This window comes from Streptomyces sp. NPDC018263, assembly GCF_055562575.1.
Genome location: NZ_JBVHFA010000007.1, coordinates 178,896 through 194,226, shown reverse-complemented (window position 1 = coordinate 194,226; position 15,331 = coordinate 178,896). Strand labels below are relative to the sequence as shown.

Sequence of the window (15,331 nt, the reverse complement as noted above, 5' to 3'; positions counted from 1 at the left end):
TCAGGACGAGGTCGACTCGGCCTCGCCGGCGAGTTCCCCGCCCGGCGCGACGGTCTCCGCGGTGCCGTCCGCGCGGGCGGTGAGGTACTCGGCGGTGCCGGTGAGCGCCAGCATCCGGGTCAACTGCACCGGCCTGTGCCGCAGGTGCAGGGTGACGCCCGCCGGATGGGTCCGGCGCCGCAGCGTCAGCAGGGCGGCCAGCCCGCTGGAGTCGAGCAGGCGCAGGCCCGCGCAGTTGATGTGCAGCTCCCGCAGGACCGGGCCGTGCTCCACGGCATGCGCGTCCAGTGTCCGGCTCACCACGTCGAGGAACTCGTCCCCGGACTCGAAGTCGAGGACGCCATGGAGCGTCAGGCGTATCGCGGGCGGGTCCACGGCCTCGACCGTGACGGAGAAGCCGACGGGCTGGTGGAGGGTCATGCGGTCTTTCCTGGGCCGGGACGGGGTCGGGTGGCGGGCGGCGCGGGGAGGGCACCGGTGGCCTCCTTCAGGAAGCCGAGGGCGCGGGGGAAGTCGCGCAGCTCCCCCGCCAGGATGTCCAGCCCGGTCCGCAGGCTGTGCGGGGGCACGCGGCGGGCCTGGAGGATCTCCGCGGTCCACGTGATGAAGCCGGTGAACAGCTCCGCGTCGTCCACGTAGAGGGCGGTGGACAGGAAGTCCACGATGTGCGCGAGGTCCTCGGCGGTGCGCTCGCGCTGCGCCTCGGTGTACGCGCGCATGCCGGGCCAGCGTTCGTCCAGGGCCGCGAGGGACTGCCGGACGAGGGCGGACCGGTTGCCCTTGATCAGGGTGTACTCCTGGTCCGCGAGGTGCGGCAGGTCGTCGACCTGCTGCCTGGCGGTCGGCGCGGGGCGTACCAGGCCGTCGGCCAGCAGGCCGGCGGCGGCGCGGGCGTCGGGAGCCCAGGCGTCGGCGCCGATCAGGCGGGCGTAGCGGCCGTCCTGGCCGAAGGCCGCCCCGCCGACCATGACGGGGATGCCGACGGACTGCACGGCCGTCACCGCGATGTGCGCGTTCGGCAGGTGCAGCGGCAGCGAGGCCGAGAGCAGCGTGGCCTCCGGATTGGTCGCGTGCAGGTGCGCGATCAGATGGGGGGTGCTGGTGTGGGCGCCGAGGAAGTCCACCTGCCAGCCGCGCCCGGTGAGCACCTCGGCGAGCAGCCGGGCGGGCAGCGCATGCCATTCACCGTCCACGCAGGCGACCGTGATCCGGGGCCGGGCCGGGGCGCCGGCCGGGGCCGGGACCCGGTGGGCGAGGGCGGCGATGACCCGGTCGATGATCGCGGTGGCCGCGTGCTCCTCGGCGACGCTGATCCGGTCGGCGGCCCATTCGGTGCCGACCCGGCGCTGGACCCCGCCGAGCACCTCCAGCAGCAGGTTCTCCCGGTCCGCTCCCGCGTCGGCCGCCGCGAAGACCTCGCGTACGGCGGCCGACTCGTCCTTGGCGATCACGGCGGCCCACAGCCGCTCCGACAGTTCCGCCCGCTCCTCCACGGCCGTGCCCGTGTCCGTGGTCATCGGCGGACCGCCGTGCGCCGGGCCCTGGTGCCGTGGTGGCCGTCGACGGAGTGCAGGGCGCCGTGACCGCCGGCCGGGTTGGTGATGGCGAGGCTGGCCATGTCGTCGTGACGGCCCCCGCCCAGCCACTGCGTCGCGAGCATCTGCACCCGCTCCACCACCGCTTCCGCGGGCATCCGGGCACACGGGCCGAGAGCCGCCCGCAGCCGCTCCTCGCCGAAGAACTGGTCGCCCAGCGGGCCGCCGGAGGCTTCGGTGATCCCGTCCGTGTAGAGCAGGCAGGTCTCCCCCGGCGCCAGCGACACATGGGCGCTGCGCGCGGTGACGTCGGGCATCGCGCCGACGAGCTGCCCCTGCGTCGGGGCCTCCTCCACCCGGCCGTCGCTTCTGATGATCAGCGGCGGCAGATGGCCGGCGCTGGTCAGCCGGAGCCGGACCTGGCCGGACCGGCGGGTGACGGAAGCCAGCACCAGGGTGGCGAACCGGGTGTGGTGGGAGTTGAGCAGTGCACCGTTGAGCAGGGAGAGCACCTGCTGGTGGTCCCCGGACAGCGGCAGCAGCGCGTGCAGGACGCTGCGGATCTTGCCGGTCAGCACGGCGGCCTCCAGCCCCTTGCCCGCCACGTCGCCGAGGACGACGAACGTCTCCTTCTCGGCGTCGGCGCCGGGGTGGACGTCGTAGAAGTCGCCGCCCACGTGCTCGTGATCGCGTGCCGCCCGGTAGGCGCCGGCATACTCCACGCCGTGCACGCGCTCCAGTCGCGGCGGCAGCAGCTCGCGCATCAGGGTGGAGGTGATCGACCGCTGCTCGGCGTACAGCCGCGCCGCCGAGAGCGCCACCCCGGCGCGCGCGGCGAAGAGCCGGGCGAAGACCTCCTCTCCCTCCGTGAACGCCTGATGGGTGCTGGAGCGCAGCAGGATCAGTACGCCCGCGGGGACGCCGTGGCCCGGCAACGGGGTGACTATGACCGACCCGATCGGGCCGTCGAAGTCCTCGGGCACCGCCCAGTCCGGCAGCTCCGCGGGGTCGATCCAGCGGGCCGGGACCGGCGGGAAGCCCTGGAGGGCCTCCGCGAGCCCGGCGACCGAGCGCGGGTCGATCGGGAGCATGGTCTGGGTGACCTCGCCGCCCGCCCGCGCGTACGTCAGCGGATGACGGCGCCCCTGGGCGGGGGCGACGATGATCGCGGCGTCGGCGAGGTGGCCCGCGGCCATCCGCGCGGTGACCGTCATGCACCGCTCGACGTTCAGCGAGGAGAGCAGGGCGCCGGAGACCTCGGCGAGCAGGGCGGCACGCTCCCGTTCGCCGCGCAGAGCCCGCTCGGCGAGGCGGCGGTCGGTGTCCTCCAGCAGCCACCACACCACGGTGCCGTCGTCGCAGAGCGAGGGATACGCCTCGAAGCTGCGGCCGGCCACGTCGCCCGTCACCGCCTCGGCCGGAGTGCCGCAGGAGCGCAGCGCACGGTCCGCGTCGGCGAGCCAGGACGGCACGGCCGTCGCGACGCGGTCACCCGCGGCGAGCGGAATCAGGCGCCGTGCCGCCTCGTTGGCCTCGGCCACTGTCCCGTCGGCGTCGACCACCAGGACGGGGCAGGGGGCGTCGTCCCACGCCGTGGCCACGGCGGTGCCGGCGGCGTGCGGACTTTCGGGTGTACCCGGAGAAGAGATCACAGTCGGGAGCGCGAAGCGTGCGCTCCACCACCTTTCTGCGGTTCGAGAACGTTTACCGATGACAACGGTCTCGCATCCACCGGCCACGTGCAACGCCCGACAGATTTCCACACATATTCACCACACTCGGCCAAATCGACCTCTCGATCGGCCGACTCCCCTGCGCGCGGGGGGAGTTCAGGCAGGCAGGAGGGAGTCGTCCTGCGGGCGTGCGCCGGGCAGCCGGTGGCGGGCGGCGATCAGCGCCGCGTCGATGTGGCGGGTGCCGGTGGCGACGCACAGGGTGTAGGCGATGTCGTCCATCCGCTGCCGGACTTCGGCGCTGCCCTCCTGGGCGTGCAGGATGCGCAGCGCGTCGTACTGCTCGATCAGGTTCTGAAGCACGGCGGGGTGGGCCATCAGCATCTCGGGTTCTCCCTCTGACCAGCTATCACATGGGTCCTACAGCGACCCGGTTACCCTGAGCCCCCTCGGACACACCTGCGTGTCTTCACCCGATCACCCCGCGACCTTCCGGAGATCTCCCCGTGCCCGTACCCCTCGGCGACGATCTGGTGGCGCTGCTGCGCCGTGCCAGCACCTGCTACATCGCCACGACGATGCCCGACGGCTCGCCCCAGCTCACCCAGACCTGGGTGGACACCGATGGTGAGCACGTCCTGATCAACAGCGTGGAGTCCCACCAGAAGACGAGGAACATCGCCCGGGACCCGCGGGTGGCGGTCGCCGTCTCCGACCCGGCCGACCCGTCGTCGTACACGCAGATCCGCGGCCGGGTGACGCGGGTGACCACCGAGGGTGCGGTCGATCACATCGAGGCGCTCGCGCAGAAGTACCTGGGCGGTCCCTACCCGTGGTTCGGCGGCCGGGACCAGGTGCGCGTGATCTATGTCATCGAGCCGGAGCGGATCAGCAGTCCGCGCGGCTGAGGGTCTACGCGGCCTCGGTCTCGGCTTCGGGTGCGGCCGGGGCCGCCGTCTGCCGCCGGCCGCCGTGGATCAGGCGCAGATGGCGGCCCCGGGCATGGCGGGGCGGTTTCGGCGCCCGTGCCAGCCAGTCCTCGGTACGGTCCATCCCGTACAGCAGCAGGGTCACGACCGGCAGCAGCAGAATTGCGACGATGGCCACGGTGGGGGCTCCTCCCCGGCAGACAGCTCTGTACGGATGCCCCCCCGCGCGTCCGCACAGCGGGGGCCCCTGTGAAGGTGCGGTGCCTTTCCGGTGCCTCCGTCGCGGCATTCCGCCAGGAGCGGGGACGGGCGGGACGCGCGCTGGTCGCCGAGCTGAGCCGGGCCGCTCCCGCGTAACGGGCCGTTCACCTCGGGCGGGACTTCAGGGAAACAAGCGCTTCGTAGCCTGGCCCGCCGACCTCCGTCCCGCAGCGCTGCCGGACGGGGGTCTCCCCCGGTACCCGTACGGAGAGAGGCGTGGCATGAGCGCGACAGAGTCACGACCGACGGCAGAGACGGCTGACGGCCCGGCGGCACCGGCCGCGAGCCAGGCGACCAAGGAGACGCTGGAGGACTACACCCTCCGCTACGCACCACGGAGTTACCGCCGCTGGACCCCGATGGTGGTGGCCACCACGGCGCTCGGCGGCATCGCGTACATGGCCGACTTCTCGATCGGCGCCGGCATCGGTCTGGCCCACGGCACCGGCAACGCGCTGGTGGCGATCGCGGTGGCCGCCGTGGTCATCTTCGTCACCGGCTTCCCGCTCGCCTACTACGGCGCCCGCTACAACATCGACCTGGACCTGATCACGCGCGGCTCGGGCTTCGGCTACTACGGCTCGGTCCTGACCAGCGTCATCTTCGCCAGCTTCACCTTCATCTTCTTCGCGCTCGAAGGCTCGATCATGGCCCAGGGCCTCCGGCTCGGCCTCGGACTCCCGCTGTGGCTGGGCTACTTGGTCTCCACACTGATGGTGATCCCGCTGGTGGTCTACGGCATGAAGGCGCTGAGCAAGCTCCAGGTGTGGACGACACCGGTGTGGCTGGTACTGATGGTGGGGCCGCTGGTGTACCTGGTCGTCACCGATCCGGGCACGGTCGACCGCTTCCTCTCCTACGCGGGCACCGACGGCGACGGCGGCGTGAACACCGCCTCCGTACTCCTGGGCGCCGGCGTCTGCCTCTCCCTCATCGCGCAGATCGGCGAGCAGATCGACTACCTGCGCTTCATGCCGCCCAAGACCCAGGCGAACAAGCGCCGTTGGTGGACGGCCGTGGTGATGGCCGGCCCCGGCTGGGTGCTGCTCGGCGCGCTGAAGCAGGCGATCGGTGTCTTCCTCGCCGTCTACATCCTGGCCTCGGCCGGCCCGTCCGTAGCCCCCGAGCCCATCCAGCAGTTCAAGGGCGCCTTCGACGCGATGCTGCCCTCCTGGCTGGTGGTGCCGCTGGCCGTGGTGCTCGTGGTGATCAGCCAGATCAAGATCAACGTCACGAACGCCTACTCCGGCTCGCTCGCCTGGACCAACTCCTTCACCCGGCTCACCGGTCGCTATCCCGGCCGCATGGTCTTCGTGCTGGTCAACCTGGGCTTCGCGCTCGCCCTGATGGAGGCCGACATGTTCAGCTTCCTGGGCGGCATCCTGGGCTTCTACTCCAACTGCGCCATCGCGTGGGTCGTCACCGTGGCCACCGACATCGGCGTCAACAAGTACCTGCTGAAACTCTCCCCGCACGCGCCGGAGTTCCGCCGGGGCATGCTGCACCCGGTCAACCCGGTGGGCGTGGTGTCCTTCGTCGCCGCGTCCGGGCTGTCCATCGCGATGTACTTCCACGCCTTCGGCGACACCCTCCAGCCGTACTCCCCCGTCGCCGCCGCCGTCATCGCCTTCGCGCTCACCCCGCTGACGGCCGTGGCGACCAGGGGCCGGTACTACCTGCGGCGCACCGACGACGGCATCGCGGAACCGCTCCTGGACGCGGACGGCAACCCGAGCGGCACGGCGTACGACTGCCATGTCTGCCACCAGGCGTACGAGCGGCCCGACGTGACCGCGTGCGCCACCCACGACGCCGTGGTCTGCTCGCTCTGCCTGAGCACGGACCGGGTCGGCGACCATGTGCTGCCCGCGTCAGCCGAGTTGCCCGCCTAGGCTCGCTGTACGCCCTGATGTACAGCGAGCCCAGCCGGGCCAGCTCGGCGGCCTTCCGGGCCGGGATGCGGATGCTGAAGGAGCGGGTGCACCGGCTCGCGCTCGGCGGCTGGCTCCGGGTGGACGAGGACCTCGCGGTGCAGATCATCCACGCCACGGCGCGGGGTGCCGCCCTGACCTGGCTGTCCCTCCCCGAGGAGACCCGCAACCCCGCCCTGCTGAGCACCCTCCGGGACGCCATGACCAACGCCGTCACCGACCCGGAGCCGGCGGTACGGGACACCGGCCCGGCAGGAGCGGCCCGCGCCCTGCGCGCCGCCCTGCCCGAGCAGACCGTCCTCAGCGGGGCGGAGCGGCAACTCCTCGGGGAGTGGCTCGACCGCCTCGCCTGACGCTCAGAACACCCACCGTGTGTGGGTGAACACCCCGCCCTCCCGCCCGAATCCGTACGCCGTGTCGGGCTCCACCGCGAACACCACGGCCCGACCGGTCCGGAACGCGTCGGAGATCCCGTGGAAGGTGCCCTCGGGCGAGGTGATGTGCGCCCCGTACTTGTCCTCGTACGCGGCGATCACCTCCTCCACCGTGGCCGGATCGGTGACCTGCTCGGCCTTCCCCTCGACGACGAGATCGAGTCCCTCGGTGAGGGAGTTCCGCCCGGTGGTCAGCGCGCAGTGCGCGTCCCGCGCGAGATTCCTCGCCTTCTGCTCCTCCGGCCCGGTGGAGAAGTACAGCACCCCGTCGTGCCAGGCGGCGATGACGGGCGTGACGTGCAGCCTGCCGTCGGGGCGGACGGTGGAGAGCCAGAAGATCTCCGCTTCCTCCAAGTGCCGCTCGGCCTCGGGCCAAGGGGTGGGCGTGGCGTCCTCGGCGCCGGGGCGGGGATGGATGGCGGAGCTGTAGCGGGGGTCGAAGTCGGTGGTGGGCTCGGGTGCGGGCATGGGGGCTCCTTTCGTCTGCCGGGGTACGAGGTGCAGCCGGTGTTGGTCGCCACCCCGCGCACCTGGCGCCGGCCCCCGAGAAATCCTGACTCAGGGCCAGCTTTCCCGCGACCAGACCAAGACCCAGCTCCCATTCCCGCGGACACATGACGGCATCACCCGATCACCAGGCGCTCGCGGCACGGACCAGCCGGTCAGGCTAGGTTTTGCCCATGGCTCCACCCCCACGACAGACGCCCGCGCCATCGCCTGCCGCACCACAGGACACCGGTCAGGACGGGCTGATCAGGGTCCGTGGTGCCGACGAACACAATCTGCGGCATGTCGATGTGGACGTACCACGTGACCAGGTCGTGGCCTTCACCGGAGTGTCGGGTTCCGGCAAATCGTCGCTCGCGTTCGCCACCATCTACGCCGAGGCCCAGCAGCGCTATCTGGAGTCCGTCGCCCCGTACGCCAGGCGGCTGATCGACCAGGGCGCGGCCCCCAGGGTCGGCTCGATCACCGGTCTGCCGCCGGCCGTGGCGCTGCGCCAGCAGCACAGCGCCGGCAGCACCCGCTCGACGGTGGGCACCGTCAGCCGGGTCTCCAACGTGCTGCGGATGCTGTACTCCCGGGCCGGCACCTACCCGGCCGGACGCACCCCGGAGGATCTCGCCGGAACGTTCCCCCGCGACGCCGCGCCGCTGGACTCGGACAGCTTCTCGCCGAACACGGCGGTGGGCGCCTGTCCCACCTGCTCCGGCCTGGGGCGGCTGCACAGCGTCGACGAGAGCAAGCTCGTGGGCGACGACTCCCTGAGTATCCGGGAGGGCGCCATCGCGGCCTGGCCGGGCGCCTGGCAGGGGAAGAACTACCGGGACATCCTGGCCGAGCTGGGCATCGACATCGACGTGCCCTTCCGCGAGCTGCCCGCCGCCCGGCGCGAGTGGCTGCTGACCACGGACGAGCAGCCGACGGTCACCGTGCACCCGGTCCGTGACGCGCACCGGGTGCAGCGCTCGTACCAGGGCACATACATGAGCCCCCGCAAGTGGGTGATGCACACATTCGCCACCTCCAAGGCGGCGCACCTGCGGGCGAAGGCCGCCTCGTTCATGGCCGAGGAGATCTGCCCGACCTGCCACGGCAAGCGGCTCAACCCGGCGGCGCTGGCGGTGACGATCGCCGGGGAGGACATCTCCGTCGCCACCTCGATGCCGCTGAGCCGGCTCGCGGCCTTCCTGGAGTCGGCCCGCGACCACCCCGACACCCTGGCCCTGCCCGCCGAGCGCAGGCAGGCCGCGCATGCCCTGATCGGCAGCCTGAAGGATCAGCTCGCCACACTGACCGACCTGGGCCTCGGCTACCTCGCCACCGGCCGCGCGACCTCCACCCTCTCCAGCGGCGAGCTGCAACGGCTGCACATGGCCACCCAGCTCCGCAGCGGCCTGTTCGGGGTGCTGTACGTGCTGGACGAGCCCTCGGCCGGGCTGCACGCCGCCGACACGGAGCTGCTGCTCACCGCGCTGCGACGGCTCCGGGGCGCCGGGAACAGCGTCTTCGTGGTGGAGCACAACGCACAGGTGCTCGCCGCCGCGGACTGGATCGTGGACATGGGGCCGGGCGCCGGACGGCACGGCGGCCAGGTCCTCTACAACGGGACCGCCGAAGGGCTGAGCGAGGCACCGGAGTCGGTGACCGCCCGGTACCTCCCGCTGGACGCGCCCACCGTGCCGGGGCCGAAGGAGCCGCGCCGGCCGGCGGGATGGCTGCGCCTGGAGGGGGTCACGGGGCACAACCTCCGTGATCTGGACGCCGGTTTCCCGCTCGGCACACTCACCGCCGTCACCGGCGTCTCCGGCTCAGGCAAGTCGACCCTGGTCCGGCGCGCCCTCGCGGAGACGGTCCGCGACCATCTGCACGCCGACGAGACCGCCGAGGACATCGCCCGCAACCCGGCCTCGGTGGAGACCGCCGACGAGGAGGAGGCCGGGGTGCCGGTCTGGGACCTGGCGGAGGACCGGGTGACGGTGCGCTCCAGTACGGGACTTGAGCACATCGACCGGCTGGTGGTCGTGGACCAGAAGCCCATCGGCCGCACCCCGCGCTCGAACCTCGCCACCTACACCGGTCTCTTCGACAGCGTCCGCAAGCTGTTCGCCGCCCAGCCGACCGCGCGCGAACTCGGCTACACCGCGAGCCGGTTCTCGTTCAACGTGGCCCAGGGCCGCTGCCCGCACTGCCTGGGCGACGGGGTCGTGAGCATCGAACTCCTCTTCCTGCCCACGGAGACCTCCCCCTGCCCGGTCTGCGAGGGGGCCCGCTACAACCCCGGCACCCTGATGGTGCGTTACCGCGACAGGACCATCGCGGACGTGCTGGCGATGAGCGTGGAGGAGGCGCACGAGTTCCTCGCCGACGTGCAGCCGGCCGCCCGCGTCCTCAGGCTGCTCTCCGACATCGGCCTCGGCTACTTGACGCTGGGTCAGAGCGCCACGACCCTCTCCGGCGGCGAGGCCCAGCGGATCAAGCTGGTGAGCGAGCTGCACCGGGCGCCGCGCGGCCACAGTCTGTACCTGCTGGACGAGCCGACCACGGGTCTGCACCCGGCCGACGTGGACCTGCTGATCGGGCAGTTGCAGCGTCTGGTCGACGCCGGGAACACGGTCGTCGTGGTGGAGCACGACCTGCGCACGGTCGCCGCCGCCGACTGGGTCGTGGACCTCGGTCCGGGCGCGGGGGACGAGGGCGGCCGCATCGTCGCCGAGGGCCCCCCGCGGGACGTGGCCCGAGCGGGCGGCAGCCCCACCGCCGACCACCTGGCGCGCCGCCTGTCAGCCCGCTGACCTGCACGGTTGCAGCCTGTCCACATTTGTCGGCATATCCGATGAATATCGGTAGCATGGATACGGCCGTAGCCGCGCGAGCGCCGACACGTGCCCGTGGGGCTGCGAACCGAGGGGTGCGGGCAGGACGCTCCCCGACACGGAAGGTGAGCGATCATGACGGGCAAGATGGACGCATCAGAGGCCGCACGCATCATGAGCGACCCGAACGCCACGCCGGAAGAGCGCTCGGTCGCCGCCAGCGCCCTGTCGGACACCGAGCGCGGCCACCACACGAGCAAGCGTGTCGGCTCCGAGGCGGGCCAGCTTCTGGACGACCAGAACATCTCCGAGGACGACCGGTCCGTGGCCGGCAGCGACCTCGAACAGGACCGCAGGCGCAAGGGCCACTGACGCCGCTGACGCCCGAAGCCGATGAAAAGATGGACGCCGCCCGTCACGCGGCGTCCATCTCGTCGTACGGACATGCCGACGACGGCGAGCTGACGTCGCTGCTTCTCCTGGCGGCGCTCAACTGCGCGTGGCCGCAGCCCTGTTCAGGCCGAAAGCTCCCAGGCGTAGGGCGGTTCGGCGCCGGCACGGGAACAGGTCAGGGCCGCGGCACGGGCGGCGAAGCCGAGCACGTCGCGCCAGACCTGCGCGTCCAGTCCCGCGACGGCCGCGTGGCTCAACGCGTCGATCTCGCGCAGCCGGTGCAGCAGCGCCGCGTTGACCGTGTCGCCCGCCCCGATGGTGTCGACCACCGTGACCGGCGTACCCGGCACGCTCACCCGGCCGGCGCCCCGGCTCCACACGCTCAGTCCGTCGCCGCCCCGCGTGAGCACGATCGCCGCCGGCCCATGCTCCAGCCACGCCGACAGGTGGCCGTCGAGATCCTCGTCGCCACCCGTGTCCGCGAGCCACATGGCGTCCTCCACCGACAGCTTCAGCAGGGCCACGTGGGGCAGCCAGGACAGGAACCGCTCCCGGTAGGCGTCGGCGTCCGCGATCAGACCGGCCCGGATGTTGGGATCGAGGGCGGTGAAGACCCCGTTCCCCGACTCCCGCCGCAGCAGCGCCTCGTACGCGCTCGCGCCGGGCTCCAGCACCAGCGAGCAGGTGCCGACGGAGAGGGCGGTGACGCCGTCCGGCAGCGCGGGCGGGAGGGCGAACAGCCGGTCGGCGGTGCCCTCGGTGTAGAAGCCGTAGCCGGCCGAGCCGTCGCTGCCCACGTCGGCGACGGCAAGCGTGGTGGGCTCGGGACCCCGCTGGACCAGTGCCGTGTCGACTCCGGCGTCCCGCAGCCCCGACAGCAGGGCGGCGCCGAAGGCGTCGGTGGACACGCGTGAGCAGAACGCCGTCGGGGAGCCGAGGCGGCCGAGCGCGACGGCCGCGTTGTACGGTCCGCCGCCGCGCTGCGGGAGGAGCGGGGGCAGGGCGGGCGCCGGGTCGGTGGCGACGGGGGCGGGCACGAGGTCGATGAGGGCCTCACCGGCGACGACGATCACTGTGCGGTTTCCTTTCGGTGCGCCGGGGCGCGGCGGGGCGAAGCGGACATCAGCCGGGGAGGCCGACGGCGTCCGGCGGGCAGCCGCAGGACGTGCGGTGGACGAGGGTGCAGGGCAGCCGGACGGTCCGCGTGGGGCGGTCGGGCGCGTCGATCCGCTCCAGGAGCAGGCGCAGCGCCAGCCTGCCGAGCTCGCGGCTGGGCTGGCGTACGGCGGTGAGGCTGGGCGAGAAGAGGTCGGCCCACTCGAAGTCGTCGAAGCTGACGAGCGCGATGTCCTCCGGGATGCGCAGGTCCGCGTCGCGGAGGGCCTGGAGCGCGCCGATGGTCATCGCGTTGTTGGCCGCGATGACGGCGGTGGGACGCGCGGGCGAGGCGAGCAGGCGCTCGGTGGCGTGGCGGGCGCCCTCGGAGGCGGAGTAGCCGTGGGCGAGCAGGGCGGGGTCGAAGGGCAGGCCGGCCGCGTCGAGTCCCCGGCGGTAGCCCTCGACACGTTCGCTGGTGGTGCTCAGTCCGGCGAGTCCGGCCACCATGGCGATCCGGCGGTGCCCGAGCCCGGCGAGGTGGTCCACCAACTCCCGTACGGGCGCGACGCCGTCGGCGCAGACCTGGTCGTACGCGGGTCGCTCGGCCTCGTCGACGAGGCGGTCCAGGAAGACCGCCGGGACGTCGGCGCGCTCCAGGTAGGCGAGGAGCGCGGACGGTTCGGCGGAGGGGGCGACGATCACGCCGTCCACCCGGCGCTCGTGGAGCATGCGGACCACGCTCAGCTCGTGCGCGGGGTCGTCGTGCGGGTCGGCGATGAGGAGGCCGTAGCCGGTGGCGAGGGCCTCCGCCTCGACCCCCTGGAGGATCTCGGTGAAGTACGGGTTGCTGATCGCCGAGACGGCGAGGCCCACCGAGTGGGTGCGGGAGGTGACCAGCGACCGGGCCAGGGTGTTGTGGACGTAGCCCAGCTCGTCGATGGCACGCAGCACCGCGTCCCGCGTGGCCGGCCGGACCGGGCGTGTGGCGTTGAGCACGTGGGAGACCGTGGCCACCGAGACACCCGCGTGTCTCGCCACGTCCGCCATCGTCCGCATCGGTTCTCCTTCGTGTGCCCCGTGCCGCGTGTTCGCCCGCCCGCGCCGGAGCCGGCCGGGGCCGAGCAGACCGGGGGGAGGCCGGCTCGTCCGTCCATGAGATGCCAATGACCTATCAAAAGTCACACGTAAGCGTTTGCGCAAACGCTTACGCGCGGATTAGGTTTCGCGGCGTCTTCGGACATCCGTCCGCACGCTGTTGTGAGGAGGCGCCATGCGCGCTGTCGTGGTCACCCAGCCGGGAAGCGCCGAGCTTGCCGTCATACCCGATCCGAGTCCCGGTCCCTCGGAGGTGGTCGTCCGCGTCAGCTCGTGCGGCCTGTGCGGGACGGACATGCACATCCTGGGCGGCGAGCTGCCGTCGGTGCCCTATCCGCTGATCCCCGGCCACGAGCTGACGGGTGTCGTGGTGGAGGCGGGCAAGGACGTGCTCTTCCCGGCCGTCGGCCGGCGGGTCGCCGTCGACCCCAACACCCCTTGCGGGGCTTGCCATTACTGCCGGATCGGCCGGGGCAACCTCTGCGAGCACTACACGGCGGTCGGCGTGACCCGCAACGGCGGCTTCGCCGAGTACGTGGCCGTCCCCGCCGCCCGCTGCCACGTCCTGCCCGAGGGTCTGTCCGAGGCGGCGGCCGGACTGGTCGAGCCGCTGTCCTGCGCCGTCCACGGCCTGAGCCGGCTCCCCCGGCGGCCCGGTGAGCACTACCTGGTCTACGGCGCCGGGACCATGGGCCTGATGATGGCGGCCCTGGTCGGCAACGCGGGCGCCGCTTCCGTGTCCGTGGTCGACCCCAACGTCCGCCGGCTGGAGCTGGCCCGGCGCATGGGCGCCGACGCCACGGCCGCGAACGCCGACGAGCTGGGCAGGGAGCACGGTTTCGAGGTCGTCATCGACGCCACCGGTGTCATCGCGGCCATCGAGGACGGTCTCGGCCGGGTCCGCAAGGGCGGCACGTTCCTCCAGTTCGGCGTCGCCGACCCGGCCCGGCGGGCCACCTTCTCGCCCTTCATGGTCTACAACCGCGAGATCGACATCATCGGCTCGATGGCGGTGCACAACGGTTTCCAGCCCGCCGTGGAGATCCTCGCGGGCGGCCTGGACCTCGACCCGCTGGTCAGCGACGTGCTGCCGCTGGAGAACTTCGACGACGCCGTCACCCTCTTCCGCGCCGGCGCCGGACAGAAGATCCACCTCGCCCCGCAGGCCGACGACCCGCGCACCGCGGCGATCCGCTCGGCGGCGGCCACGGTCGCGGACGCGGCGTCGTGAGCGCCCCGCCGGAGGCGGCGCCGAAGCGGCGCCCACGGCTGCGGAACGCCCTGATCTGGGTGTTCGGCGCCCTCGGCGGCATCCTGTGGGGGTACGACACGGGGGTGATCTCCGGTGCGATGCTGTTCATCCGCCGGGACATCGCGCTGTCGCCGCTGCTGGAGGGCCTGGTCGTCTCGGGCCTGCTGGTGGGCGCGATGGCGGGCGCCGGGCTGGCCGGAAAGCTCTCCGACGCGTGGGGCAGGCGCCGCCTGATCCTGGGCGCCGCGCTCGTCTTCATCGTGGGCACGTTCGGCGCGGCTTTCTCTTCCGAGGCGTCGCTGCTGATCGGGGCGCGGGTGCTGATCGGCGTGGGGGTCGGTATCGCCTCGGTCGTCGTGCCGCTCTACCTGACCGAGCTGGCGCCGGTGGAGGTGCGCGGCGGACTCGCCTCGCTCATGCAGCTCCTGGTGACCGTGGGCATCTTCCTGGCCTACCTCACCGACTACGCCCTGGCCCCGGCGCAAGCCTGGCGCTGGATGATCGGGCTCGGCGTGCTCCCCGCCGCGGTCCTCGCCCTCGGCATCCTCACCCAGCCGGAGAGCCCGCGCTGGCTGGTGGGACGGGGCCGCCGGGACGACGCCCGCGAGGTGCTGACCCGCCTGCGCGGTGACGGCGAGGCGGCCCGCAGCGAGCTGCTCGACATCGAGCGGACGCTGGAGGAGGAGCGCGCCGAGACGCGGCGCCTGACGCTGCGCGACCTGCTCTCGCCCCGGCTGCGGCCCATGCTGGTCGTCGGTCTGCTGCTGGTGTTCTTCCAGAACTTCGGCGGCATCAACACGATCATCTACTACGCCCCGACGCTGCTGACCAGCATCGGTTTCGGCGACAACGGCGCGATCCTCGCCAACGTCGGCATCGGCGTCGTCAACATGCTGATGACCCTCCCGGCGATGCGTCTGATCGACCGCAGGGGACGCCGGCCCCTGCTGCTGTGGGGCTCTGCCGGTATGTGCGCCGGCATGGTGGTACTGGCCGCGGTCAACCTGACGCCGCTCGGCGACGGCTCGCTGCTCGCCCCGCTGACACTCTTCGGTGTCGCCCTGTACGTGGCCGCGTTCGCCATGTCGTGGGGCCCGGTGCAGTGGGTGATGCTGCCCGAGCTGTTCCCGACCCGTATCCGCGCGGGTGCGGTGGGCGTGTGTGTGGTGTTCAACTGGCTGTTCAACATGGCCGTGGCGCTGGTCTTCCCGTCCCTCCTGCACGCGTGGGGCGCAGGCGCCAACTTCGTGATCTTCGCCGTGACGACCCTCGCCTCCGGCATCTTCGTCAAGAAGCTGCTGCCGGAGACGCGGGGGCGGACGCTGGAGCAGATCGAACGGGACCTGCTGCGTCGCGGGGACGAGGCTCAGGAGCCGGCCCCCTCGACGGTGCCGGTGGGCTGACCGGGTCCGG

The 15,331-nt window shown here is 72.3% G+C and carries 15 protein-coding genes; 7 read left to right on the top strand and 8 right to left on the bottom strand.

The genetic code is table 11. The features are described 5' to 3' along the window. From ACZ3HQ_RS21355 to ACZ3HQ_RS21340, 4 genes are all read right to left on the bottom strand, one after another. Complete coding sequence (locus ACZ3HQ_RS21355; RefSeq protein WP_467513101.1) at nt 1-420, bottom strand: STAS domain-containing protein; 420 nt, start codon at nt 418-420, stop codon at nt 1-3. Further along, complete coding sequence (locus tag ACZ3HQ_RS21350) at nt 417-1,517, bottom strand: cobalamin B12-binding domain-containing protein (protein WP_467513099.1); 1,101 nt, start codon at nt 1,515-1,517, stop codon at nt 417-419. The genes ACZ3HQ_RS21355 and ACZ3HQ_RS21350 overlap by 4 nt, the downstream gene beginning before the upstream one ends. Then, on the bottom strand, nt 1,514-3,187 hold the full coding sequence (locus ACZ3HQ_RS21345; protein WP_467513098.1) for a PP2C family protein-serine/threonine phosphatase: 1,674 nt from the start codon (nt 3,185-3,187) through the stop codon (nt 1,514-1,516). The genes ACZ3HQ_RS21350 and ACZ3HQ_RS21345 overlap by 4 nt, the downstream gene beginning before the upstream one ends. 177 nt (nt 3,188-3,364) lie before the next feature. Further along, nucleotides 3,365-3,592 (bottom strand): DUF5133 domain-containing protein, encoded by a 228-nt coding sequence (locus tag ACZ3HQ_RS21340; RefSeq protein ID WP_350906384.1) that lies wholly within the window; start codon nt 3,590-3,592, stop codon nt 3,365-3,367. Between the two features lie 122 nt (nt 3,593-3,714). Here ACZ3HQ_RS21340 and ACZ3HQ_RS21335 point away from each other — a divergent pair, with 122 nt between their 5' ends. After that, the gene (locus ACZ3HQ_RS21335; RefSeq protein ID WP_467513096.1) at nt 3,715-4,116 is read left to right on the top strand and encodes a PPOX class F420-dependent oxidoreductase; all 402 of its coding nucleotides are present in this window, start codon (nt 3,715-3,717) and stop codon (nt 4,114-4,116) included. A 4-nt stretch (nt 4,117-4,120) separates the two neighbouring features. Here the strand turns inward: ACZ3HQ_RS21335 and ACZ3HQ_RS21330 are convergent, their stop codons facing one another. After that, entirely contained in the window at nt 4,121-4,315 is a 195-nt protein-coding gene (locus ACZ3HQ_RS21330; protein ID WP_467513095.1) for a hypothetical protein, read from the bottom strand. A 304-nt stretch (nt 4,316-4,619) separates the two neighbouring features. Between ACZ3HQ_RS21330 and ACZ3HQ_RS21325 the strand changes: the two genes are divergently transcribed. Together ACZ3HQ_RS21325 and ACZ3HQ_RS21320 are read left to right on the top strand one after the other, a co-directional pair. Beyond that, nucleotides 4,620-6,290: a purine-cytosine permease family protein gene (locus ACZ3HQ_RS21325; RefSeq protein WP_467513093.1), complete on the top strand. Its 1,671-nt coding sequence runs from the start codon at nt 4,620-4,622 to the stop codon at nt 6,288-6,290. 17 nt (nt 6,291-6,307) lie between these two features. Next, nucleotides 6,308-6,682 carry a hypothetical protein gene (locus ACZ3HQ_RS21320; RefSeq protein WP_467513091.1) on the top strand — a complete coding sequence of 125 codons (375 nt, stop codon included), beginning with the start codon at nt 6,308-6,310 and terminating at the stop codon, nt 6,680-6,682. Between the two features lie 3 nt (nt 6,683-6,685). Here ACZ3HQ_RS21320 and ACZ3HQ_RS21315 read toward each other — a convergent pair whose 3' ends face one another. Beyond that, nucleotides 6,686-7,231 (bottom strand): pyridoxamine 5'-phosphate oxidase family protein, encoded by a 546-nt coding sequence (locus ACZ3HQ_RS21315; RefSeq protein ID WP_467513090.1) that lies wholly within the window; start codon nt 7,229-7,231, stop codon nt 6,686-6,688. A 212-nt stretch (nt 7,232-7,443) separates the two neighbouring features. Between ACZ3HQ_RS21315 and ACZ3HQ_RS21310 the strand changes: the two genes are divergently transcribed. After that, a complete protein-coding gene (locus ACZ3HQ_RS21310) occupies nt 7,444-10,059 on the top strand; it encodes an excinuclease ABC subunit UvrA (RefSeq protein ID WP_467513088.1) in 2,616 nt (871 codons plus the stop codon). Nucleotides 10,060-10,215: 156 nt separating this feature from the next. Continuing rightward, complete coding sequence (locus ACZ3HQ_RS21305; RefSeq protein WP_030803808.1) at nt 10,216-10,452, top strand: hypothetical protein; 237 nt, start codon at nt 10,216-10,218, stop codon at nt 10,450-10,452. 143 nt (nt 10,453-10,595) lie between these two features. On the opposite strand, the gene ACZ3HQ_RS21300 is transcribed toward ACZ3HQ_RS21305, so the two are convergent. Together ACZ3HQ_RS21300 and ACZ3HQ_RS21295 are read right to left on the bottom strand one after the other, a co-directional pair. Then, nucleotides 10,596-11,546, bottom strand: a complete 951-nt coding sequence (locus ACZ3HQ_RS21300) for a carbohydrate kinase family protein (RefSeq protein WP_467513086.1) — start codon at nt 11,544-11,546, stop codon at nt 10,596-10,598. A gap of 49 nt (nt 11,547-11,595) precedes the next feature. Beyond that, a complete protein-coding gene (locus ACZ3HQ_RS21295) occupies nt 11,596-12,627 on the bottom strand; it encodes a LacI family DNA-binding transcriptional regulator (protein WP_467513085.1) in 1,032 nt (343 codons plus the stop codon). Nucleotides 12,628-12,841: 214 nt separating this feature from the next. Here ACZ3HQ_RS21295 and ACZ3HQ_RS21290 point away from each other — a divergent pair, with 214 nt between their 5' ends. Together ACZ3HQ_RS21290 and ACZ3HQ_RS21285 are read left to right on the top strand one after the other, a co-directional pair. After that, complete coding sequence (locus ACZ3HQ_RS21290) at nt 12,842-13,897, top strand: zinc-dependent alcohol dehydrogenase family protein (protein WP_467513083.1); 1,056 nt, start codon at nt 12,842-12,844, stop codon at nt 13,895-13,897. Beyond that, on the top strand, nt 13,894-15,321 hold the full coding sequence (locus ACZ3HQ_RS21285; protein ID WP_467513082.1) for a sugar porter family MFS transporter: 1,428 nt from the start codon (nt 13,894-13,896) through the stop codon (nt 15,319-15,321). Before ACZ3HQ_RS21290 ends, ACZ3HQ_RS21285 begins: the two co-directional genes overlap by 4 nt. Nucleotides 15,322-15,331 lie beyond the last annotated feature (10 nt).